The 23059-nt window shown below is 64.5% G+C and carries 19 protein-coding genes and 1 CRISPR repeat array; of the genes, 7 read left to right on the forward strand and 12 right to left on the reverse strand.

Annotated features, from left to right (window positions below; translation table 11 throughout):
• Window positions 1-12: 12 nt before the first annotated feature.
• Genes G335_RS0109645 through cas1f form a run of 5 tightly spaced genes read left to right on the forward strand, consistent with a single transcriptional unit; the run spans window position 13 to window position 4751 of the window.
• A complete protein-coding gene (locus G335_RS0109645) occupies window positions 13-1188 on the forward strand; it encodes a type I-F CRISPR-associated protein Csy1 (RefSeq protein ID WP_231368488.1) in 1176 nt (391 codons plus the stop codon).
• Entirely contained in the window at window positions 1188-2075 is an 888-nt protein-coding gene (locus tag G335_RS0109650) for a type I-F CRISPR-associated protein Csy2 (RefSeq protein WP_018176611.1), read from the forward strand. The genes G335_RS0109645 and G335_RS0109650 overlap by 1 nt, the downstream gene beginning before the upstream one ends.
• 11 nt (window positions 2076-2086) lie before the next feature.
• On the forward strand, window positions 2087-3202 hold the full coding sequence (csy3, locus tag G335_RS0109655; protein ID WP_018176612.1) for a type I-F CRISPR-associated protein Csy3: 1116 nt from the start codon (window positions 2087-2089) through the stop codon (window positions 3200-3202).
• Between the two features lie 14 nt (window positions 3203-3216).
• Entirely contained in the window at window positions 3217-3804 is a 588-nt protein-coding gene (locus G335_RS0109660) for a type I-F CRISPR-associated endoribonuclease Cas6/Csy4 (protein WP_018176613.1), read from the forward strand.
• Between the two features lie 11 nt (window positions 3805-3815).
• Window positions 3816-4751, forward strand: a complete 936-nt coding sequence (gene cas1f, locus G335_RS0109665) for a type I-F CRISPR-associated endonuclease Cas1f (protein WP_018176614.1) — start codon at window positions 3816-3818, stop codon at window positions 4749-4751.
• Between the two features lie 136 nt (window positions 4752-4887).
• Window positions 4888-7134: direct repeats of the CRISPR family, unit length 28 nt; unit sequence GTTTCCCGCCCCATGGGCGGCTTAGAAG.
• A 49-nt stretch (window positions 7135-7183) separates the two neighbouring features.
• Here the strand turns inward: cas1f and G335_RS14510 are convergent.
• From G335_RS14510 to G335_RS0109720, 12 genes are all read right to left on the reverse strand, one after another.
• The gene (locus tag G335_RS14510) at window positions 7184-7396 is read right to left on the reverse strand and encodes an IS3 family transposase (RefSeq protein WP_018176615.1); all 213 of its coding nucleotides are present in this window, start codon (window positions 7394-7396) and stop codon (window positions 7184-7186) included.
• Window positions 7375-8013 (reverse strand): IS3 family transposase, encoded by a 639-nt coding sequence (locus G335_RS13575; protein WP_155986718.1) that lies wholly within the window; start codon window positions 8011-8013, stop codon window positions 7375-7377. Before G335_RS13575 ends, G335_RS14510 begins: the two co-directional genes overlap by 22 nt.
• Before the next feature lie 18 nt (window positions 8014-8031).
• Complete coding sequence (locus G335_RS0109675; RefSeq protein WP_018176616.1) at window positions 8032-9282, reverse strand: site-specific integrase; 1251 nt, start codon at window positions 9280-9282, stop codon at window positions 8032-8034.
• A gap of 238 nt (window positions 9283-9520) precedes the next feature.
• Window positions 9521-11986, reverse strand: a complete 2466-nt coding sequence (locus tag G335_RS0109680; protein ID WP_018176617.1) for a bifunctional diguanylate cyclase/phosphodiesterase — start codon at window positions 11984-11986, stop codon at window positions 9521-9523.
• Window positions 11987-12112: 126 nt separating this feature from the next.
• Complete coding sequence (cynS, locus tag G335_RS0109685; protein WP_018145423.1) at window positions 12113-12559, reverse strand: cyanase; 447 nt, start codon at window positions 12557-12559, stop codon at window positions 12113-12115.
• 35 nt (window positions 12560-12594) lie between these two features.
• Window positions 12595-13506 (reverse strand): ABC transporter ATP-binding protein, encoded by a 912-nt coding sequence (locus tag G335_RS0109690; protein ID WP_018176618.1) that lies wholly within the window; start codon window positions 13504-13506, stop codon window positions 12595-12597.
• 29 nt (window positions 13507-13535) lie between these two features.
• Window positions 13536-14384, reverse strand: a complete 849-nt coding sequence (gene ntrB, locus G335_RS0109695) for a nitrate ABC transporter permease (protein WP_018176619.1) — start codon at window positions 14382-14384, stop codon at window positions 13536-13538.
• Window positions 14385-14387: 3 nt separating this feature from the next.
• Window positions 14388-15842: a CmpA/NrtA family ABC transporter substrate-binding protein gene (locus tag G335_RS0109700; RefSeq protein ID WP_018176620.1), complete on the reverse strand. Its 1455-nt coding sequence runs from the start codon at window positions 15840-15842 to the stop codon at window positions 14388-14390.
• 188 nt (window positions 15843-16030) lie between these two features.
• Window positions 16031-17680 (reverse strand): sigma-54-dependent Fis family transcriptional regulator, encoded by a 1650-nt coding sequence (locus G335_RS0109705; protein ID WP_018176621.1) that lies wholly within the window; start codon window positions 17678-17680, stop codon window positions 16031-16033.
• Between the two features lie 198 nt (window positions 17681-17878).
• Window positions 17879-18718, reverse strand: a complete 840-nt coding sequence (locus G335_RS0109710; protein WP_018145428.1) for an ABC transporter permease — start codon at window positions 18716-18718, stop codon at window positions 17879-17881.
• On the reverse strand, window positions 18715-19998 hold the full coding sequence (locus tag G335_RS0109715; protein ID WP_018176622.1) for an ABC transporter substrate-binding protein: 1284 nt from the start codon (window positions 19996-19998) through the stop codon (window positions 18715-18717). Before G335_RS0109715 ends, G335_RS0109710 begins: the two co-directional genes overlap by 4 nt.
• Window positions 19999-20042: 44 nt before the next feature.
• Window positions 20043-20897, reverse strand: a complete 855-nt coding sequence (locus tag G335_RS0109720) for an ABC transporter ATP-binding protein (RefSeq protein ID WP_026289509.1) — start codon at window positions 20895-20897, stop codon at window positions 20043-20045.
• A gap of 415 nt (window positions 20898-21312) precedes the next feature.
• Between G335_RS0109720 and G335_RS0109725 the strand changes: the two genes are divergently transcribed.
• Both G335_RS0109725 and G335_RS0109730 read left to right on the forward strand, forming a co-directional pair.
• Complete coding sequence (locus G335_RS0109725) at window positions 21313-21861, forward strand: OsmC family protein (protein WP_018145431.1); 549 nt, start codon at window positions 21313-21315, stop codon at window positions 21859-21861.
• A 34-nt stretch (window positions 21862-21895) separates the two neighbouring features.
• A complete protein-coding gene (locus tag G335_RS0109730) occupies window positions 21896-23035 on the forward strand; it encodes an acyl-CoA dehydrogenase family protein (protein WP_018176624.1) in 1140 nt (379 codons plus the stop codon).
• Window positions 23036-23059 lie beyond the last annotated feature (24 nt).

A 23059-nucleotide genomic window follows, 5' to 3' on the forward strand; every position in this document is an offset into this window, starting at 1 on the left:
AGGAGTGGGTCCGTGAGCCTCCCCGATATCGACACCATCCATCGATGGTTTTCGCAGCAGCTTGTTCATTTCAGTTTTAAGGTTGTCAACACAAATATCGCACCCGGAGGCGGTGTGCGAATCAGCCAGAACCAGGCGCTGGATCGACCGCACGTTTGTGCGCGAACCTATCTTTGTGAATCCCCGGCGGCGGCGGGAGCCGTCTTGAGCGGTCTGGATTCGATTGCGAATATTTCCGTTTCCGGCCCGGCCCGCCATAACGCTTCGGAGCGCGTCACCATTGGCCCGGCGAAACTGCTCAAGGCCGTCCGCCTGTTCCGCGGCGAAGCGGTCAAGCTGGACTCGCCGCCCGAAGCCGATCTTGCCGAGCAAGCCGAGGTCACGGACGCCTACCTCGATGTGGCGAGCAAGAGCCCGGCGGTCATCAATGGCGACCGCCTTTCGCCCCGGCTGCGGCAGATCCTGCTTCCCCGTGAGGACGGCTATCTGGCGGTGACGCCGCTCACGTCCACCGGGGTCGGGCTGGCCGTCAACGAGGCCATTCGTGCCCGTGATGATGCGTTTTTCGCGAGCCGCAAGGCCGCAGAAGCGCCTTCCACCCGGCGAATTCCACTGGTCCCTCAATTCTCGGTCGGGGGCTCGAAGCCCCAAAACGCCGGCGCGCGGGTGGGTGAGTGGACCAAGCGCCCGCTGGTGTTTGATTCCGTTCCGACGCTGGATCGCGAACTTAAGCGCGCCTTCCATCTCGCGTATGCCGGATTTCGCTACCGGCTCCCGGTCAAGCTCGTGGCGGAGCACCAGGCATTTCTGGGGCAGCTCCAGCTGGCGGGGGAGGACGATTCATCGGGCATCGTCTGGACGGTTCGCAATCGTGAGCGCGAAGCGGCGTATTTGATGGCCCTCTGGCAGGCCATCGAAAACCAGGCGGCCTCGGTTCGTAGCTGCCTCCGGCAGCACGAGGATGATCTCCCCAGCCCGCTCCCGGCGCTGGAGAAGCAGCCCATGCTGGAAGGCTGGATCGACCCCGAAAGACGATCTCGTGAATGGCGTGAAACCGTTAGCCGAGAGGTGGCCGCTTCCGTGGTCACCATGGTGCGCTCGTCCTCGTTCAGCCCCCATCGTGTGTGTGAGCTGGATGACGAAGACGGACGCCGCATGGCAGAAACCCTGGCACAAGGAGGTGCGTAATGACCTATTTGGCCCTTCCGCATCTTCGTATCCAGCGGGCGAATGCACTCTCGACACAATGGATGATCTCGCTGTGCCCCGTGATGGCCGCGGTCATGATGAGTCATGCCCTGGGGCGGGCTCTGAAAGTGCAGCCGTCCGGTGTGGCGGTGATCCACCATGATGCTCACCTGCATGCCGAATCGTTCGGGAATGATCGTCACCCGCATCAGTATCGAGCCTCGACTTATATCGATGGCGACGACTACAGCTCGCACTCGAAAGACCCTACGCTTTCGCTCCAGCCAACGGCCTCCATGGATCTGGAATGGTCCTTGGTGTTGCGTTTCGACGAGGACGTGTCGGAGCGGATTCTGAGCAAGGTCCACACGTTTCTCCAGCGGGCGCGCTTGGCCGGCGGTTTGATCGTCGATTTCCGAGATCCGGTGATGTCGCATTCCCTCCAGGGCCGCGATGGCGGCGACCGGGACCATTGGGGTGTGATCGATCGGGCGATTGGGGGTGGCCATATCCTTGCGGACCGCAGCGGGCTGCTGGTGGGTGATGAGTCCCACACTCGACTCGACCGCCTGCTGGCGCTGGCCGGCAATGATCCGAACCCCGGTGCCAGTGGGGCCGTAAAGTTTAATGGGTGGTTGACCCCGGCGGTACTGGGGTATGCGCTCACTTCTCCGGTGGAATACCGCGAAAATGTGCGCAACAACCTGACGCACGCGTATTCCGAGCCCATGGTAGGCCTCGTGGAGTACCTTGGTCTTCGCACCCTGAAAGACCGTCCCGATATCGACCCGGCGGATTTGTTCTGGAGCTATTCCTGGCCCGACGAGACCGCTTTTCTTCTGGAGCAGGATCGCGCTTCCGGCTCTACTTCTTCGCAACTGCAATAAGGAATTTCATCATGGATGAGCTCGCTACCCTCAAAAAAATTCCGGGTGTGACCAGCTTTCAGCGTCTCGCGATTGTCAGCGACGGCGTGTTTTTCAACCTCGACGCCGATGACGTCGAATCGCCGCTGGAAGTGATTCGTCACGGGATTCGCGGCACGCAGAACGTCAACAAGGAATCCGCTAAGGCGCGCGATGTGTCGAACATCCAGGTCACGGAAACGGCGCGGACTCGCGAGAACGCCAACCGATTTGGTGTTCGTTTCGGCCTTCGTTTTCTCCCCCTCCGGGAGAGTCTCCATAGCTGCGCCGGCGATGAGGCGGAGGCCATGCGGGAACACTTCAAGGTGTTTGCCCAGGCGGCGAGCGAAAGCGAAGGCCTGAAAGAGGTGGCTCGCCGGCTGGCTCGAAACGTCCTGAACGGGCGGTGGCTCTGGCGCAACCGAAGCCTCGGTCAGCGCATCGATGTGAAGGTGTCGGTGAATAACAAGGAGCAGGCGTCCGGGCCAGTCGAGACGATCGAGGCCGAGGCGTTGGCGGTCCCGCTCCAGCATTTCGATGCGTTCACCGATCCGGAAAAGGCGCTGGCGGAACACATCGAAAACGCGCTGGCGGGCCGGAAGGGCTCGAAGATGCTCTCGTTCGATGTTGAAGCGGTGATCGACCCCGGCTTTTCGGGCTCGATCGAAGTGTTCCCCTCGCAGAACTATGTCGAGAACAAGCCGAAGGGCTTTGCCCGGCCGCTGTACAAGCTGGGTCGCGCCCAGCCGGTGAACGCCTCCGGCAGCAACATCGGCTTTAACGACGTTCGGGTGATGGGGGTGGCCGCACTTCGTGACCAGAAGATCGGGAACGCCCTGCGCACGATCGACACCTGGTATCCCGAGTCGGAAAACAACGACCATGAACCGATTCCGGTCGAGCCGGAGGGTGCGAGCCTGGGTGCGATGGAGTTCTTCCGCAAGCACAAGGCGCGCGGGGCCAGTGCTTCGTCCTTCACCCTGGCGCGGGGCATGGGGCTCCTGGATCCGAATTCGCCGGAGGGCATGTACATGATGGGGGCCCTGATCCGCGGTGGCGTCTATGGGGAAACCGGGAAAGCGGATACCGCCGAGAAAGCCGGCAAGTGAACAGGGAGGTTCGCATGCAACCGACGAACTTCATTGATGTTCATCTTCGACCGGCGGCGGGCACGTCCGTCTGGGATCTGGCCGGCGCTGTGGTGCGCCAGGTCCATGGGCACCTTCAGGATGCCCCGGGTTCCGTGGCCCTGGCGTTCCCGGGCATGAGCGAGGGCGCGAGCCCGCACCCCGGCCGAGTGCTCCAGGTGTTCTCGGACAGCGAGCTTGACCTGGGGTCCATCAAGGGGCGGATCGAGGGGCTTCGGAGTCTTGCCGAAATGCTTCGCGTCGATCGCGAGGTGCAGGGCGTGCCGGCCGGGGTGGAGCGATGGGATGCCTTCACCCGCTTCCGCGTTCCGGATAACCGTCGACGTGACACGGACACGGATGAACGCTTTGCCCATCGGTGCCGCGCTCGCGTCCAGGCGGTATCCGATGAAGAAAAGCTCCCGACCATCGTTTGGCGGACCGGGCAGGATAAGGGGCGCTCGTTCGGGTTGTCCGTGAAGCGCGTTTCCCAGGAAGGCGGGGCTCCGCCCGAGCAAGGCGCGCTGAATGGCTACGGGCTTTCGAGCGCGGCCCATCCGTTCTGGCTCCCCGTTCTGCGGTAGAGGCGCGCAAGGTGAAGAAACAGGAACGCCCACGCTCGGTCATCCTGAGCAAGCGGGCCAACATCTTCTACCTCGAACGGTGCCGGGTTCTCCAGCGCAACGAGTCGGTGGTCTATCTCACAGATACCGGGTCGGATGTTGAGTCGTACTTCAACATCCCGGATCGCAATACGGCGTTTCTGCTTCTGGGCACCGGGACCTCCATCACGAACTCGGCCATCCGAAAGCTCTCCGAGTCCAACGTTCTTGTTGGTTTTGCGGGCGGCGGGGGCTCGCCCCTGGTATCCGCCTGCGACATGACATTCCTCCTGCCGCAGGATGAGTATCGTCCGACCGAGTACATGCAGGCGTGGATGCGGATGTGGGTTGATGACCTGGCCCGCCTTGAGGTGGGGAAGTCATTATTACGCACTCGCATGGAATGGGCGCGCAAGGCGTGGCTCGATCACGGGCTCTCGCTCCCCCCGGATCTGTGTGATCGATTCGAATCCGGCATTCAGCGATCCGAATCCGCAACTCAGCTTTTGTCGGCCGAGGCTGGGTGGGCGAAAGAGCTTTATGGTTTCCTGGCGCGTCACTGGTCGGTCGAAGGGTTTCAACGCGAAGAAGGCAAGAATGCAGGTGAATCCGTTTCGGATATTGCGAATGGTTTAATCGACCACGGCAACTATCTCGCGTACGGATATGCCGCTACCGCGCTTCACGCCCTGGGGATTCCGTATGCCATGCCGGTATTGCACGGGAAGACACGGCGAGGGGGGTTGGTGTTCGATGTTGCGGACCTGGTGAAGGATTCCCTTGTTATGCCGACCGCATTTGAGATGGCCGCGAAGAAAGGTTCTGAGCGCGATCTGAACCGGGAGTTTCGCGGTCGGGTTATCGAAACCGCACACGAATCCAAGTCGCTGTCAAAGATGATCGATACCATCAAGGCTCTTTGCCAATAAAAGACCATGTTGGCAATGAGTGAATGCCGCTCTTTTATAAATCAGTAAGTTACAACTCCATTCTCGTGTAATGGTATTTGCGACCCCGTGACATGATTCGCTTTTTGGATCAGTGTTTTACTGGGTTTCATCTACGGTTTCCCGCCCCATGGGCGGCTTAGAAGTCTAAGCGGGCGCTGGCTCTGTTGGGCGAAGAGTTTCCCGCCCCATGGGCGGCTTAGAAGATTGTAAAAAGGTCGCCAAAGTTCACCTGTAGGTTTCCCGCCCCATGGGCGGCTTAGAAGCAACCCAGCAGGGAACGTCGTCGTGTGCGTCAGTTTCCCGCCCCATGGGCGGCTTAGAAGGGTTCCAGGCGGGCGTGCCAGATGTTCCCGTGGCTTCCCGCCCCATGGGCGGCTTAGAAGAGCTTAAAACGCTGCCTCGAGTCCTCATCGAGGTTTCCCGCCCCATGGGCGGCTTAGAAGCAAGGGATCAACCCGGATACGGATCCGGATTGGTTTCCCGCCCCATGGGCGGCTTAGAAGGAGAACCCGGTGGAGTCCGGCGCTACGGTATCGTTTCCCGCCCCATGGGCGGCTTAGAAGAACCAGCGTGGATTGACGCAGACGGCATCTCGGTTTCCCGCCCCATGGGCGGCTTAGAAGTTGATCGGTCGGGTCTGGACTCTTCATCAGACGTTTCCCGCCCCATGGGCGGCTTAGAAGTGCCCCGCGCCGCCACCGCCACCACCAGAGAAGTTTCCCGCCCCATGGGCGGCTTAGAAGTAAAGTCCGCAGCCGAACTGGCTGGCGTCCCAGTTTCCCGCCCCATGGGCGGCTTAGAAGTGGCTGGCGGAGCAGATGGGTATTCCGGTTTCGTTTCCCGCCCCATGGGCGGCTTAGAAGAGCTTGCAGGCGTGATCCTCTGCGTCTCCGGCGTTTCCCGCCCCATGGGCGGCTTAGAAGTGTTCAATGGCCGAGGCGCTGGCCCAGCAGGAGTTTCCCGCCCCATGGGCGGCTTAGAAGACTATGGCGAACCGTGGCGGGGCAAGCGGTGCGTTTCCCGCCCCATGGGCGGCTTAGAAGACAATGGGCGTGCGCCCGTCGTTCTACGATGAGTTTCCCGCCCCATGGGCGGCTTAGAAGGCCCGGAGCCGGTGGAGAAATACCATGAACGGGTTTCCCGCCCCATGGGCGGCTTAGAAGCGTTATATCCGGCACCGGCTGGGATTGTTCAAGTTTCCCGCCCCATGGGCGGCTTAGAAGTTGTCGAGCGTGAACACCAGGGTGTTCCCCTCGTTTCCCGCCCCATGGGCGGCTTAGAAGTCGGCTTCGGTGTCTCTGCGATCAACTCACCCGTTTCCCGCCCCATGGGCGGCTTAGAAGATTGACCAAATCCTCAGCCCAGGCCACCGCATGTTTCCCGCCCCATGGGCGGCTTAGAAGAGAGCACCAACGAACCGAACGTCGCCAACCTGTTTCCCGCCCCATGGGCGGCTTAGAAGCGCAGCATTCGAGCCGCAATCTCCCGCAGCTCGTTTCCCGCCCCATGGGCGGCTTAGAAGCCATTGGGGACCGCGGAAATACCAATGCGGACGTTTCCCGCCCCATGGGCGGCTTAGAAGAAGGGCCAGCAGGTCGCTGTGCATGGCGAACTGTTTCCCGCCCCATGGGCGGCTTAGAAGCACGACGGACCATGCGCCCGCCGCCTTGGCGTGTTTCCCGCCCCATGGGCGGCTTAGAAGACGAAGACACCGAGCAACGGACGCTCATCGAGGTTTCCCGCCCCATGGGCGGCTTAGAAGTCAAGACGGTCGATGTAGTCCTGCACCTCATCGTTTCCCGCCCCATGGGCGGCTTAGAAGTCCAGCTCGTCCGCAATGGGGCCGCAAAGGTGGTTTCCCGCCCCATGGGCGGCTTAGAAGGTGAGCCGAATCGAAGGCCGCCTCGCGCAGATGTTTCCCGCCCCATGGGCGGCTTAGAAGCCTACCAGCAGCTCCCCGCGTGGCAGGGTAACGTTTCCCGCCCCATGGGCGGCTTAGAAGTGGTGGCGGTAGAGCCAGTCGTGGTAGCAAGCGTTTCCCGCCCCATGGGCGGCTTAGAAGGAAGCCCCGGCAGATTGCCGGCTTTGCAATTCGTTTCCCGCCCCATGGGCGGCTTAGAAGAGCGTGAACAGCCCCAACGTCAGCACGCCAAAGTTTCCCGCCCCATGGGCGGCTTAGAAGACCTCGAACCATCCCCAGTGGCAGTCCGAAACGTTTCCGGCCCCATGGGCGGCTTAGAAGTGATTCAGGTCACCGCCCTGCTCCAGCGCGTCGTTTCCCGCCCCATGGGCGGCTTAGAAGGGCTTCCTCCTCGGGTACACCGGCGCGCACCAGTTTCCCGCCCCATGGGCGGCTTAGAAGAGGGAGCTGGAAGCCGAGCCGACCGGGCCGTCGTTTCCCGCTGTAGTGGTCAAGCGATTTCGGACACCTCGATAGGAGGTTCGGCTGTCCATTTTCGCTCGTAGGCGTTGGGCGACAGGTAGCCCAAGGTCGAGTGCATTCGGCGCTCGTTGTAGAAGCCGACGATGTAGTCGGTGATGTCCCGGGTGGCCTCGCCATGGTTGGCGTAGTCCCGCCGCCAGACCCGTTCCATCTTCAGGTTCAGGAAGAAGCGCTCGGCCACCGCATTATCCCAGCAGGTGCCCCCGCCGACTCACGATGGCCCGGGCAGCCGTGCTGCGCCAGCAGACGCCGCCAGGCGTCGCTGGTGTTCTGACAGCCCTGGTCGGAGTGCACCAGAAGTCCCGGCTCGGGCTGCCGGCTCTGCAGCGCCATGCTCAGCGCACTGCAGGCCAACTCGGCATCCAGCCTTCGGCCCATGGACCAGCCCACCACCTTGCGGTGGAACAGGTCCAGCACCGCCGCCAGATACGTCCCGCCAGTGCGGGTCCGGATGTAGGTGATATCCGTCACCCAGGCCGCACTCGGACGCGAGGGTTGGAACTGGCGGTCCAAGTGGTTTTCCACCACCGGCGCGGTCGCATCCCGCTGGGTGGTGACGACGAACGCCCGCTTCCAGACCGGGCGCAGGCCCTGTTCCCGCATCAGACGGCGGACCCGGTAGCGGCCCACCGTCACACCGCCCGAACGCAGGGCGGCCTGCACACGGCGGCTGCCGTAGGTCCATTCCGACCGCTCGAACGCCTCCTTGACCCGTGCCTCCAGTGCACACGGCTGGCGCAGTGTGCGCTGGACCGGGATGCCCGAGGTGATGTCGACGTTCAGGGTTTCGACGTCGATTCTCTTTGCGCAGGCCTGTCAGGCCCGAGCATCTTCGATGCTGGTAACGGTGGCCCCGTCTGGCGTCCCTTCGCGGAGAAAGCGCGCCCAAGCGGCCATTAATTGCGCCCGCTGAGGTAACAACTCGTCGCGGGCATAGGCCGCTCGGGTGGCATCGTTGTTGACGTGCGCCAGCGCTAACTCGCTCACCTCATCGGCGTAGGTGGTACAGGATCGTGCCCAGTCCTTGAAGCTCGATCGAAAGCCGTGCGGTACCGCGTCCACCTGCATCCGTTTGCAGACGGCGCTGATACTCATATCGGACAGCGTGCCACCTCGGGGTGCGGTGAATACCAAATCGGAGTTCGCGAAGCGCGGCAGGGCTTCCAGCAGGGCCACGGCTTCATCGGACAACGGAACCCTGTGCTGTTTGCCTGCTTTGATCCGTTCAGCAGGCACTGTCCATGTTCGGGCGTCCAGATCGATTTCATCCCACGTTGCGCCGCGCACTTCACCCGATCGGGCGGTCGTCAGGATGGCGAATTCCAGCGCCCGTGCGCCCATGCCCGGCCGTTGGCGCAGCGCCTCCATGAATGCTGGGACATCGTTCCAGGGCAGGGCTCGGTAATGGTCGCGCTTGCGGATCTTGCGCGGGGCAGGCAACGCAACCTCCAGGTTCCCTTTCCAGCGGGCCGGGTTGTCGCCTTCGCGATAACCGCTCACGGTGGCCCAGCTGAGCACCGATTCAATGCGCTGGCGTATCCGGCTGGCCGTCTCGGTCTTTTCTTTCCAGATGGGGTCCAATACGGCTTTGACGTGCCCCAACTCGATAGCGGAGACCGGAAGTTTGCCCATCGTTGGGAAGGCGTAGTGCTCCAGGGAGCGAATCCAATCCTTGCGGTGCTTCAGGTTGCGGAACTCGTCTTGCTTCGCGGCATGGCATTGGTGGGCGGCCTCGGCGAAGGTGAGCCGCTTGGCTTCCTCGGCGCGCCTCGCGTCTTCTTCGGCTCTGCGTTCGGCTACTGGATCGATTCCCCGCCACAGTTGATCCTTCAGCTCCCGCGCCCGCTCACGGGCTTGTGCGAGCATGACATCGGGGAATCCTCCAAGACCGAAGTTGCGCCGCTTTCCGGCTACGCGCGTGCGCAACACCCATTGCCGCGATCCGGTGTCCGTCACCCGCAGCGCCAGGCCTGACACGCCGCCCACCGCATGGAAGCCTGGACGGTCGATCCGTTTGACCTCAATGGCGGTTAGCTCCTTCGCCTTCTTCGGCACGGTGTCCCTCACAGAGTTATGTGGAGGCTTTTTGTGTAGTGCCTCCTGTATACCCAAAAAAGATGTTCTTGGATGCTACAGGTTGAGACGAAGTTCAACAAGGAGAGAACGGGGAGTCCGGAAAAGGGCCGAAGAACCAGAGAGATAGAGAGGGTCTGTGAGACCTATTGAAACACCGGGGCGGTGGTCCTCCGCTCCACCAAACACCAAGGAAAAGGCCTGCTTTCGCAGGCCTTTTCCTTTTTCAGGTTCAGCTGCGCAGGTGGCCCCGTGGGGCCATGGCGGCCTTTACCGGGGTCCGGCGCGCGAACGGTTCGGGTTCGTGGTGGCTCACGAGCTCGGCCAGGGATGCGGCGGGCAGGGGGCGGCTGCACAAATAGCCCTGCCAGGCATCACAGCCCTCTGCGGCCAGAAATCCGAGCTGATCCTCGGTTTCAACCCCCTCGGCGAGCACATCCAGCCCCAGGTTGTGGGCCATGTCGATGATGGTCATGGCCAGCTCGGCATCGTTGCGGTCCTCCGGCAGGTCGCGCACGAAGGTCTGGTCGATCTTCAGGATGTCGATCGCGAATTCCTTCAGGTAGGCCAGCGACGAATACCCGGTGCCGAAGTCGTCGATGGCCAGCGCGATGCCCAGGCCCTTGATCTGCTGCAGGGTGCCACGGGTCGTGTCGGCCTGTTCCATCAGGGTGCTTTCGGTGAGCTCCAGGGTCAGGCGTTGTGCGGGGAGTCCGGATTCGTGCAGGACCTGGCGGAGCTGATGGAGCAGGCCCGGTGCGGCGACCTGGCGCGCCGACAGGTTGACCGAGACCTCCAGCGGCGGCAGGCCCTGACGATCCCATTCCACGACCTGGCGGCAGGCCTCGCGCAGAACAAAATCCCCGACGGCGGCGATCAGGCCCGTTTCCTCGGCCAGCGGTATGAACACGTCCGGCGCGATCAGGCCGCGTTCGGGGTCCCGCCAGCGCACCAGTGCCTCGATCCCGGTGATCTTCCCGGACGTCATGTGTACCTGAGGCTGGTAGAACACCTCCAGTTCGTTCTGGGCCAGGGCGTGCCGCAGCCGGTTCTCGATCTCCAGGCGCTGGTTGGCGGCATCGGTGAGGGCGGTTCGGTAAAAGCGGAAGGTGTTGCGCCCGGCGTCCTTGGCCTCGTACATCGCCGCATCGGCCTGAGTGAGAAGCTCACCGGCTTCGGTGGCGTCCTCCGGGAACAGTGCAATACCGATGCTCGCGCCGACCTGCAAGTTGGTCCAGCCGCCGACGGCAAAGGGTTCGGCTATGAGCTCCAGAAGCTGGCGGGCGCGGGCCTCGAGCTCTTGATGCTCTGCGGCGTCGTCGATTACCGCGATGAATTCGTCGCCCCCAATCCGGGCCACGGTGCGGGCCTCGAAGCGCGTCTTCAGGCGCTCGCCCAGGATTTGCAGGAGGTCATCGCCGACGCGGTGGCCGAGGCTGTCATTGATGTTTTTGAAGCGGTCCAGATCCACGAACAGGATGGCCACCAGGCCTTGCCGCTGGCGAGCCTGTTGCATGGCCTCGTCAAGGTGCTCCTGCAGCAGCGTGCGGTTGGGCAGTCCGGTCAGCGGATCATGCCCGGCCTGGTACGCCAGGCGAGCTTCGTGTGCGCGCAGGCGGCCCTCCGCCGCGCGGCGTTGCTCGACCTCCAGGGAAAGCCGCCGAGTCAGACGCCGGTAGTAGAGCGCAGCCAACCCGCTCAGCAGCAATAGCCCCGCCATGAAGCCGAGCAGGACCTCCGGCCGGGCCTCCCAGTAGGCGCGCAGGCTGATTGCCACGGTGCGGTCGTACGGCGGGTAGCCGAGTTCTTCCAGGAGTTTGTGTACCGCCCCGTAGGACAACGGGGCCGACCAGCCGTGGTAGCCGCCTTCACGCGCCGCGGGGTGATCCGCGGGCAGGCTCAGCAGGGCGATCGTGACGGCTTCGGCCAGTTGGTCAGGGGTGTGTCCAAGACGCGAGAACGGCCATTCAGGGTAAAGCCGGGTGGAGTGGGCAAATGGAAACCCCGCTGTCTTGCGGGGCGCCAGTACGCGCAGTGTGTCGGCGGGCAGGTCGCCCGATTGCAGCCGTTCCTCCAGCACGCCGGTGCGCACCATGCCGGCGTCGGCCTCGCCGGTTAGCAAGCCCTCGATCACCCGGTAGTGGGGCATGCCCGTGTAGTGAACCGACGCCAGGTCCTCGAACGGATCCACGCCAGCGTTGCGCAGGGCCCCGTAACCGGCCAGCCAACCGCCCAGAGAGTCTTCTTCCACCGCCAGCAACCGCTGCCCACGAAGGTCGTCCAGTGACTGGAGGTCATTGCGTTCGTCGAGGACCAGGATCGTCCCTCCGAACTGACGAATGGGCTGGCCTTGCTCCTCGGCGATGAGGGTGGCCAGGCGGGTGATGCCTTGTTGCGCCTCCAGGCGCACGTAATGGCCGGTGTTGGTGAGGACGAAATCGACGCCTCCGGTGGCGACGGCCTGCTCCAGGTCCGGATAGTTAAGTGCCTGAATGCGAAATTCGGCCGCGTCGACCTGCGTGCTCAGGTAGTCGGCTGTGGGTTGCCACTGGGCCGTGGTCTCTTCGGCATCGCGAAAGGCCAGCACGCCGATGGTGTATACGCTGGCGTCGTCACTATTTGCCGCCATTGCGGGGGCGGCAACGGACAGGCTGATCAGCAGGATCAGCAGACGGGGCAGGGTGGATGGATGGCACATCGGCAAGAGCCTACTATGCGAAGGGACTTGCCGTACACGTTCGGGCGCGAACGGGCGCTGGGGTACCGGCTCGCGGGAAAGGGCGGTCACGCGGCGCGCCCGGCCGCCGCGTGACCGATGGGGACGCTACCAGCTCTTGTAGGGCAGGAACTTGCCGTTCCAGGTGATCTTCACGCGGTCGCCCTTCGGGTCCTCGACCTTGTCGATGTCCATGGTGAAGTCGATGGCGCTCATGATGCCGTCACCGAACTTTTCGTGGATCAGCGCCTTCATGGTGTCGCCGTAGACGTTGATCGCCTCGTAGAAGCGATAGATCACCGGGTCGGTGGGGATGGTCTTGTCCCAGGTCTTGTGCGGGAAGGCCTGCAGCGCCTGCGAGACCTCCGGGCCGAGCCCGAGGAAGGTCGCCAGCTTGTCGGCCTGGTCGCCCTCCAGGTGGTTCATGCCGTAGCAGGCGGAGGTCACGTAGACCTCGTGCAGCCCGGTGGCCTCGGCGATCGCGGCCCAGGTGGTTCCGCGGTTCTCCTTGGCCTCGAGGATGGTGGTGGTCATGGCGCTCTTGCTGAGACTCATCATGTGCTCCTTGAATGCGATGGATGGACTGGGGGTCAGACCGCGCGAACCATGCGCGGACCGGGTTCCGGGTTGGCCTCGGGCTTGGCCGGGTTGACGATGCGCGGGCTGTGGCGCGGGTTGTCACCGCGGGCGGCGCCCGCCTGGGCCTTGGCCGACATCTCCTTGGCGCCGTTCACGAGGAAGTCGACCAGGTGGTTGCGGATCGGGTAGTAGGCGTCGTTCTGGTGCAAAGTGGCGCGTTCCCGCGGCCGCGGGATGTCGATCTTCACCGACTCGGCGACCTGGGCATGCGGCCCGTTGGTCATCAGCAGCACGCGGTCGGCGAGCAGGATCGCCTCGTCGACGTCGTGGGTGATCATGAACACGGTCTGGTGGGTCTCCGACCAGATCTTCAGCAGCTCTTCCTGGATGACCCCCCGGGTCAGGGCGTCCAGGGCCCCGAAGGGCTCGTCCATCAGCAGCAGCTTGGGTTCGATGGCGAAGGCCCGGGCGATGCCGACGCGCTGGCGCATGCCGCCGGAGAGCTGCGCGGGCTTGCGGTCCATGGCGTGGTCCAGGCCCACCATGTGCAGGTAGCGCTCGGCGTGTTCCAGGCGTTTCGCCTTGCTCCAGTTCGGCCACCGGGCGCGCACCGCGAACATCACGTTGTCGCGCGCCGACAGCCACGGCAGCAGGCTGTGGTTCTGGAAGATCACGCCCTGGTCGAGGCTGGGTCCGGTGATCTCCTTATTGTCCATGATCACGTTGCCGTCGGTGGGTGTGGCGAGGCCGGCGAGCACGTTCAGGATGGTGGACTTGCCGCAGCCGGAGTGACCGATCAGGCAGACGAACTCGCCCTTGTTGATGGTCACGTCGACGCCCTCGAACACGGTCATCAGTTCGCTGGAGTCGGGCTGCGGGAAGCGTTGGCTCAGGTTCTCGATCTCGAGGAATCCCTTGCTCATGTTTGGTCTCCTTTTGGGGCCACGCTGACTCAGTCGGCGTAGCGCACGAATTTGGTGGCCTGGGCGAGGGACGCATCCAGCAGGAAGCCGACGATGCCGATCATGATGATCGCGAAGATCACGCTGGCGAGATCGAGGTTGTTCCACTCGTTCCAGATGTAGTAGCCGATGCCGGTGCCGCCCACGAGCATCTCGGCGGCGACGATGACCAGCCAGGCGATGCCGATGGAGATGCGCATGCCGGTGAGGATGGTCGGCGCCGCGGCGGGCAGGATCACCGTGAACGCGGTGCGCAGGTTCGACAGCTGGTGGGTCTTGGCGACGTTCAGCCAGTCATTGCGCACCGAGGCGACGCCGTAGGCGGTGTTCACCAGCATCGGCCAGATCGAGCAGATGAAGATCACGAAGATCGCCGACATGTTCGAGTCGCGGATCACGAACAGGGCGAGCGGCATCCAGGCCAGGGGCGAGATCGGCTTGAGGATCTGGATGTACGGATCGAACGCCTTGTTCAGCAGCGGCGACATGCCGATCACGAAGCCGAGCGGGATGGCGATCAGCGCGGCCAGGGCAAAGCCCAGCAGGACCCGGTAGATCGAGTAGGCCAGCTGGATCCCGATGCCCTTGTCGTTCGGGCCCGCGTCGTAGAACGGGTTGCTCAGTTCGCTGAAGGCGTGGCTGAACACCTGGGTGGGGGCCGGGATGCCGCTGCTGGAACTGCGATCGGTCCCGCCCCCCATCAGTTGTTCGTATTCGCTCAGCTCGCCCTGCTGCGGCGCGAGGACCTCCGGGGCGGTGGCCAGCTGCCACACGCCCAGGAAGACCACGAGCATCACCAGCGAGAGAACGGTCGCCCGGAAGTTGAGATTGCTCAACATGGCTTAGCTCCTGCGGATTGCGAAGCTGTCGAGATAACCTTCCGGGTCGGTGTAGTCGAACACCTTGCCCATGATCTCGAAGTTCTTGTAGGTGTCGCTCGGCGCTTCGTAGCCCAGCTCGGTCATGACCTCGGCGCACTCGCTGGCGAGGAAGACGTCTTCCGCAAGGCGGTTGTAGTCGAAGTCGCGATCCACATAGCCCCAGCGCTTCATCTGGGTGAGGATCCAGGTGGCCATCGAGTGCCAGGGGAAGGGGTCGAAGTCGATCCGGTGCGGGTCGTTCTTGACCTCGCCCAGGCCGTCGGCATAGCGCCCGGTCAGCACCTGCTCGACCACCGATTGCGGCTGGTTGAGATAGGCACGCGGGGAGATGGCCTCGGCAATCTCGGCGCGGTTGTTGATATCCGAGCTGTACTGGGTGGCCTCGATCAACGCGCGGAACAGGGCGCCGAAGGTGTTCGGGTGTTCGTCGGCGAAGGCGGCCGAGCAGGCGAAGGCGCAGCACGGGTGGCCGTCCCAGATCTCCTTGGTCAGCATGTGAATGAAGCCGATGCCGTCCCAGACCGCGCGCTGGTTGAAGGGGTCGGGGGCCAGGTAGCCGTCGACGTTCTCGGCACGCAGGTTGGCGACCATCTCCGGCGGCGGCACGACGCGGATGCTGATGTCGCGATCGGGATCCAGCCCGTGTTCCGCGACGTAGTAACGCAGCAGGAAGTTGTGCATGGAGTACTCGAAGGGCACGGCGAAGGTGAAGCCCTTCCAGTCCTTGGGATCGCGCTTGTCCTTGTGCTTGTTGTGCAGGGTGATGGCCTGGCCGTTGATGTTCTCCACCGCCGGCATGATGTAGTGCTCGCGCGAGGAGCCGGAGCCCAGGGTCATCGACAGCGGCATCGGCGAGAGCATGTGCGAGGCGTCGTACTCACCGGACAGCGACATGTCGCGGGCCACCGCCCAGCCGGCGGTCTTGATCACGTCGACATCCAGGCCGTGGCGCTCGTAGAAGCCCATGGGGTGGGCCATGATGATCGGCGTGGCGCAGGTGATTGGCACGAAGCCGACGCGCAGATTGGTCTTTTCCAGCGGCCCGCCGTCCTTGATTGCGGCCTTGACCTTGTCCAGCGGCAGGATGGAGCCCAGGGCCGCGGCCACCGTGCCGCCCCCGATCATCTGCAGGAAGCGGCGGCGGTTGATCTCGTTGTGGCCGAACATGCCGCGCACGATCGCGCTCTCCACCGCGCGATCGACCATGGCCTCGTCGCTCAGGTCCTCGCCGGTGGCGTGGGCATCGGCCTGAACGGGCTCATGGGTGGCGCGTCGTTCCAGTTTCTCTTCCAGGTCCGGGGACGCGGTGTCGAAGCAGCTGCAGCTGCCCGGGCCGGTGTGCCCGTGGCGACAGCTGGAGCCGTGGCGCAGATCGGCATTGGCGTCAAAGGGATCGTGAAGACTCTTGGTCGGCATGGTCGGCTCTCCTCGTGGGTCGAATCGATGCGGGCATCGTTGCCGCGCATGTCGAGGGTCATTGCAGGTGCCATGCCAAGCGTGGGGAATGGGCCGCCAGGGCGGCGCGCGAGTGCCGGGAGATCGGACCCTTCGTCGACATTGTCGACGAAGGGGACAAAAGGTCCGCTGGTGTCTGAGCGGTGGGCCTAAGTGGTTTCTATGCCGAGCTTTTTCAGGCGATAGCGCAATTGCCGCGGGGTCAGGCCCAGGTCCATCGCGGCGCGGGTCTTGTTGCCCCCGGTTTGCTCGATCGCGCGCTTCAGGCGCTCCGCCTCGGTGGCGTGCACGCGCTGATATGGGCGCACCGCGCTGGTGCAGGACGCGCCGGAAGAGGGCAGGGTTCGGGGCTCGTTGTGCCGCGATGGTGCCGGTGCATGCTCGTCGCGGAGGCCGTGCCTCTCGCTCTCGAACGGGCTGATGCGGGATTCCTCGTGCAGGATCTCGTCGATCAGCGGCGTGCCGATGCGGCCATCCGTGGATAGCAGCACGGCGCGCTCCAGCACGTTCTCCAACTGGCGGATGTTGCCGGGCCAGTCGAAGGCCTCCAGGCGTTCCAGCACGCCCTCGTCGACGACCACGTTCCAGCCGTGCAGGTGGGTGTAGCGGTCGAGGAAGTGGCGGGTGAGCAGGCGGATGTCGCTGGCGCGGTCGCGCAGGGCCGGCATGTGCAGCGGGATCACGTTCAGGCGGTAGAACAGGTCGAGCCGGAAGTTCCCGGCGTTCACCGCGGCCTGCAGGTTCTGGTGGGTTGCGGCGATGATGCGTACGTCCACCGGGAGATCGCGGTTGCCGCCAATGGGCTGGACCACCCGTTCCTGCAATACACGCAGGATCTTCGACTGCAACGCCTCCGGCATGTCGCCGATCTCGTCCAGAAACAGCGTGCCGCCGTCGGCCAGGGCGATCTTGCCGGTCTTGGCGCTGGACGCGCCGGTGAAGGCCCCCTTTTCGTGGCCGAACAGTTCGGATTCCAGCAGGTCGGCCGGGATGGCGGCGCAGTTGATGGAGATGAACGGCTTCGCGTTGCGCTGGCTGATCCGGTGGATCATGCGCGCGATCTTCTCCTTGCCGGTGCCGGAGGCCCCGGTCACCAGCACCGTGGCCTGGGTGTCCGCGATGCGGTGGACCTGCTTGAGGACATGGCGCAGGGCCGGACTCTCGCCGAGGATGCCGTACTGCCCGCCCTGGGTATCCAGGGCGCTCTTGAGGTAGCGGTTCTCCGAGACCAGCTCGGCGGTGCGCTCGGCGATCAGCTGGTGGATGCGCAGCACCTGGCCGATCATGCTCGCGATCACCCGCAGCAGGTTCAGGTCGTCCTGGAACTGGCGCGAGCGGCGTCGCAGCCGGTGGACGCCCAGCACGCCGATGGCGTGTTCGTCCTGGACGATGGGCACGGCGATGTAGGCGACGGTCTCCTGCGGCAGGGTGGAACGGTCGATGGCGCGCGCGAGGTATTCGGGCTCGTTGTCGATGTCCTGGATCAGGGCGATCTGGCCGGTCTTCATGACGCGCCCGGTGACACCCTCGCCGAGGCTGTAGCTGCCGCGGTCGCGCTCGGCATCGGTCAGGCCGTAGGCGTGGCGGATGCGCAGCTGGCCGCTGTTCGGATCCGGCAACAGGACCCGGCCGCGGTTGAGCCCCAGTAGCTGGGACATCATCCCGAGGATGCGGTAGATCGCGGCATCCGGGTCGCCGGAGCGGCCCATGAGCTTGGCAACCTCCAGCAGCAGGGTGATCTCCTGCTCCCGGGTGGCCAGGTCCGGTGGGGTCGAATCGGATATGCGGTGGAGTGCCATGCCGTGGGTTATGCAGAAAGCCTGCCAGTGCGAAAACGACGTGTTGGTGGGCGTTCGGGGGCGTCTGGCCGGGTCGGGATGACGCGGTTGCCTCGAGGCGGGGCAGGGCCTTGCACTGTTGGGTTGCGCTTGCCCGCTTTGCGGGCGCACAAAAAGGCCCGGCCATGAATGGCCGGGCCCGGGTATTGCCCGAGGGGATCAGCCCTCCGCGTGATAGCTGCTGCGCTTGATCAGGCGTACGCAGATGGCGTCGAGCATGTAGCCGATAATGCCGATGACCAGGACAAATGCGGCCAGTTTGTCGTACTCCAGGGTGTCGCGGGCATCGTTGATGGCGTAGCCCAGCCCCGAGGTGACGCCCAGGTACTCGGCCGGCACCAGTACGATCCAGGCCACACCCACCGCCAGGCGGATCCCGGCGAACACATCCTGGGCGATCGCGGGCATCACGATGTAGCGCAGGGTGTGGTACGGATTGGCGCCCAGGTTGTTGCCCACCTTGAGCCACATCGGATCGATGCGTTGCACCCCGTGCGCGGTGGCGTAGGTAATGGGCCAGACGGCCGCGATGGCGATCAGGAAGATGATGGCCGCATCCCAGGTGGCGAAGGCCAGTACCGCGACCGGCATCCAGGCCAGTGGCGAGATCATCCGCAGGAACTGGAACGGGACGTGGGTGACCTGCTTCAGCGTCAGGAAGTAGCCGATCATTACGCCCAGTGGCACGCCGATGGCAATGGCGTAGGCCAGGCCCCAGCCCACGCGGTACAGGCTGGACTCGATCGGCGACCACACGGCCCCGGAGCTGACGATGTCCCAGAAGGCCGCCAGCGTGGGCCCGGGGGCGAAGCTGGCGAAGGCCATCGTGTCCTCGTTGTTGCCGATGGCCCAGCCGCCCCAGTACCACAGGGCGAACAGGCCGGCGATGCCCAGCGCCGGGTACTGCAGCGCCCGGCGCGCTTGGTCCGCGAACCGCAGCACCGGCATGAGCCGCTCCACGGTCGCGGTGTCGACGGAGAGTGTGGCTTCGCGGTTCATAGGACCACCACCTCCTCGCGGGCATAGGGCGAATCCATGTCCACGCCCGGGGCGCCCTGCCAGGCGGTGTGTTTTTCCATCGCCTTGCGCACGAAGTCGTAGTTCACCAGGTCGTCGGTGACGAAGTCCGGGTCCAGGCCTTCGAGGAAGGTGGTGTCGCCGCCGACCAGGGTCTCGTTCATGGCGCCGACCAGCATCTTGGTCGCGGACGGGTAGGGCCAGGGCGAGAAGTCGATGCGGCCGTTCTCCCATTCGGGGTGACGGATCGCGCCGTTGTCGGCGTAGGTGCTGTCGTCGTGGTAGTTCGTCATCGCGCGTTCCACCACGTTGGCGGGCATCGGGAGATACCCCTTGCCATCGCGCGAGAGCATGGTGGCGACACTCTTCTTGTCTTCCTGGATCGTGCCCTGGGCGCGGACCACGGCGTTCATCACCTTCTGGGTCCACTCCGGCTCGCGGTCGGTCAGGCGCTCGTTCATGCAGACCACGCAGCAGGGGTGGTTCTTCCAGATATCGCCGGTGAAGCGCAGCACGTTGCCGCGCGCCAGCAGTTCGCCGGCGGCGTTGAACGGCTCGGCGACGATGTAGGCATCAATGGAGCGCGCGGCCAGGGCCGGCGGCATGTCCGGCGGTGGCATGAGCATCAGGTTGACCTCGTGCGCCTCCAGCGCGTCGCCCTGATCGCGGATCACCGGCGTCAGGCCGGCATCGCGCAGGGCCATCTGCATGACTACGTTGTGCATGGAATACCAGTAAGGTACGGCCACGCTCTTGCCGCCGAGGTCGGCGAAGCTCTGCACGTCGACATGGCGGCCGGTTACTACGGCCGAGCCGTTGGTGTGGGCCCAGGACATGATCTTCACCGGGAAGTCATTCTGGTAGCGCATCCACAGCGGGATCGGCTTCAGCAGGTGCACCAGGTTGAATCGGTTGGCGGCAAAGGACTCGATCAGCGGCGACCAGCCGCGGATCAGCTGGGGATCGGCGACCTCCAGTCCTTCGTCCTCGAAATAGCCCTCGGAGTGGGCGACCAGCAGGGCGGCCGCGTCGGTGATCGGGATGTAGCCGATGCGCACGACGCCGTCGAAGTCGATGACGACGCCTTCGGGCTCTTCGAGGCTCCCGGGTTCGGCCCCGAACAGGGAACCGGGCAGGGCAAGCCCGCTCCCGGCCAGGCCGCCGACGGCGGCGGTACGCAGGAAGTTGCGACGGGAGAAGCTGCGATCCAGCAGCCGGTCCAGTTCGCTGTCGATGTCGTGGTGGTTGTCGCAGTTGCACATGGTGGCGGTTCCTCGCTCGGGTTCGGGGCAGTGGTGGAGATGGATCAGGCGGCGCGTACGCGCGCTCGGGATTCGGATGAAGAAGACTCGTCTTGTTCGCTTTCGGTATCCGGCGTCGGGGCTTCGGCCTCCGCTGAACCCTTGTCAGCGGCCGGGGTGCGGGTGGCGCCGAAGTAGCCCATCAGTTCGGCCTTGCGGTCGACGAAGGCCTGGCTGTTGCGATCGCGAGGGTGGGCAATGTCGATCGGCAGTTCGGCGGTGATGGTCCCCGGGTTGGAGCCCATGACCAGCACGCGGTCGGCCATGGCGACGGCCTCTTCGATGTCGTGGGTGACGAACACCACCGAGATCCCGCGCTCCCGGGCCAGGCGGGTGACTTCGTCCTGCAGGGCGACGCGGGTAAAGGCGTCCAGGGCCGAGAACGGTTCGTCGAGCAGGAGCAGCTCGGGGTCGGTGGCCAGGCTGCGGGCCAGGGCGACGCGCTGTTGCTGGCCGCCGGAGAGCGACTGCACGTTGACCTCGGCCTTCTCGCTCAGACCCACGGTCTCCAGCAGCTGGTCGATGCGTTCGCGCATGTCGGTCTTGCGGCCCTGGAAGATCAGGCCTAGCGAGGCGTTCTTGCGCACTGTCATCCAGGGGTAGAGCGAGGGCTTCTGGAACATCATGTTCCAGCGCGGGCTCGGCTTGATGACCTGGTGGCCGTTGATTCGCACGCAGCCTTCGCTGGGCAGCAGCAGGCCCGCGAGCATGTGCAGCAGGGTGGACTTGCCGCAGCCACTCTGGCCGATCAGGGCGACGGTCTCGCCCGGTGCGACGGTGACCTGGATGTCCTTGAGCGTGGGGGCTTCCTGCCCGGGATAGTGGTGGGTGATGTAGTCGATGGAGATGGCGGCGCCCATGGCGTTTCCCTCTTGACCTTCGTTCATGAGCCGCCGGATGGATCGGATCGGCGGCGCGTTCAAGGGGGTTCCTTACAAGGGGCGTGCCAAACCCGTCGTGTTGCCCGGGAATTTCGTCCGGACCGGGGGCGAAACGGCGCGCTGGTGCGCAATACAGGGAGCGGCGAACGAGGCATCGCAGAAGCGGGGGGGTCCGGCGTGGGGGGCGAGAAGTGGACAATCCGGACAATGCGGACCAGTTCGATTGGACAAATCGGACGGATTGTCCGACGGGGGGATGGGTTGGATTCGGGTGGCCCGGCTGGAAATGGCTTTGTGGTGCGGTCCGCACGGTTTTGGCACGGCTTCTGCACCGGGATGGACGACCCGGTCGAATGCCGGGGATCCACGAATCCCAACTATCAGGAGCACCACCATGTCTGCAGCCGAAGCCACTACCTCCCTGTCCATCAACGCCCTGGAGCCGATCGACCAGGATGGCCTCAATAACCTCGCCGCCAAGGGCAAGGCCAACCCCGAGAACATCGTGACGCTGAAGGCCACCACGGTCTGCGAAGGCAAGTTCCGCAACCTGACCTTCGTGCGCGACCTCGAGGCCCACGTGATCGACGAGCCGCCGCACCTGCTGGGCGACGACACCGCGCCGAACCCCTCCGAGGCCGCGCTGGCCAGCTTGGGTGCCTGCCTGTCCGTGGGGATGCACGCCAACGCCATCGATCGCGGTATCACCCTGACCAAGCTCGAGCTGACCCTGGAGGGCGACATCAACGTGACCGCCGTATGGGGCGTCGGGGATACCGACGTGAACAAGCACCTCGGCTTCTCCGATATCCGGGTGAAGGCGAACCTGGAAGGGGATGCCAGCGAGGAACAGCTGAAGGAGCTGGTCGCCCATGCCGACTTCTGGTCGCCGGTAGCCAACACCATGCGCAACCCGGTCAAGCTCAGTGTCGAGCTGGCCTGATTCCGGTCCTGCTGCCCAACGGGAGTAAACCCCAATGCTTGAAACCCGCACTCACGACGTGACGGGGGTGTCGCCGGCCGCAGGGCCGGCGGATGCCGATGCCGCGCTGCAGGCGCTGGTGGAGCGCGATCTGGCTCCGCTGACCGCCCGTATCGACCGCGAAGGCCTGTACCCCGAAGACTTCCTGCGCGAGGCCGGTCGCCTCGGCGCCTTTAACCGCCACCTGGCCAGCCAGAACGCCAGCGGCACCACGGATATTGCCAGTGCCATCCGCGCGACCGAGGTGATCTCGGCCGAGTGCATGACCACCGGCTTTGTCGCCTGGTGCCAGAACGCCTGTGCCTGGTACGTGGAGAACAGTGCCTCGGACACCCTGAAGCGCGAGGCCCTGCCGAGGCTGGCGAATGCCGAGGCGCTGGGCGCCACGGCGCTGTCCAATCCGATGAAATGGTTCGCCAATATCGAGGACCTGAAGCTCTCCGCCGAACGCGTGGACGGGGGGTACGTGGTCTCCGGGGCACTGCCCTGGGTCTCCAACCTGGGCGAGGACCACTACTTCGGCGCGATCTTCCGCACCACTGGCGCGAACCCGCGGCCGGTGATGGCACTGATCAACTGCTCCGACCCCGGCTTCAGCCTGACCCCCTGTCCCGAGTTCACGGCCCTTGAGGGATCGCGCACCTTTGGCTGCCATTTCGATCGCGTGTTCGTGCCCGATGAGCACGTGCTGGCCGACGCCCTGCCCGAGTACATCCGCCGGATCCGACCGGGGTTCGTGCTGCTGCAGATGGGGATGGGGCTGGGGCTGATCGATGGCTGCATCCAGACCATGCGCGAGGCCAACGAGACGCTGTCCCACGTGAATGGCTATCTGGATGACCAGGTGGGCGAACTGGAAGAGGCGCTGGAGGATGGCCGTGCAGCCTGCTATGCGCTTTCGGAAACGCCCTTCGACGAGTCCGAAGGCTTCTTTGCCGATGTGTTGCAGATGCGCCTGACCGGTTCCGAGTTGTCGCTGCGTGCGTCGCAGTCGGCATTGCTGCATGCCGGGGCCCGGGGGTATCTGGCGAATGCCGCCGCCCAGCGCAAGCTTCGCGAGTCGTACTTCGTGGCCATCGTCACCCCGGCGATCAAGCACCTGCGCAAGGAGCTGGCGCGGATCCACGCGCACTAGTCCACCACCCACGGTCGGGGCCTA

The organism is Thioalkalivibrio sp. AKL8 (assembly GCF_000380525.1).
GTDB lineage: Bacteria > Pseudomonadota > Gammaproteobacteria > Ectothiorhodospirales > Ectothiorhodospiraceae > Thioalkalivibrio > Thioalkalivibrio versutus.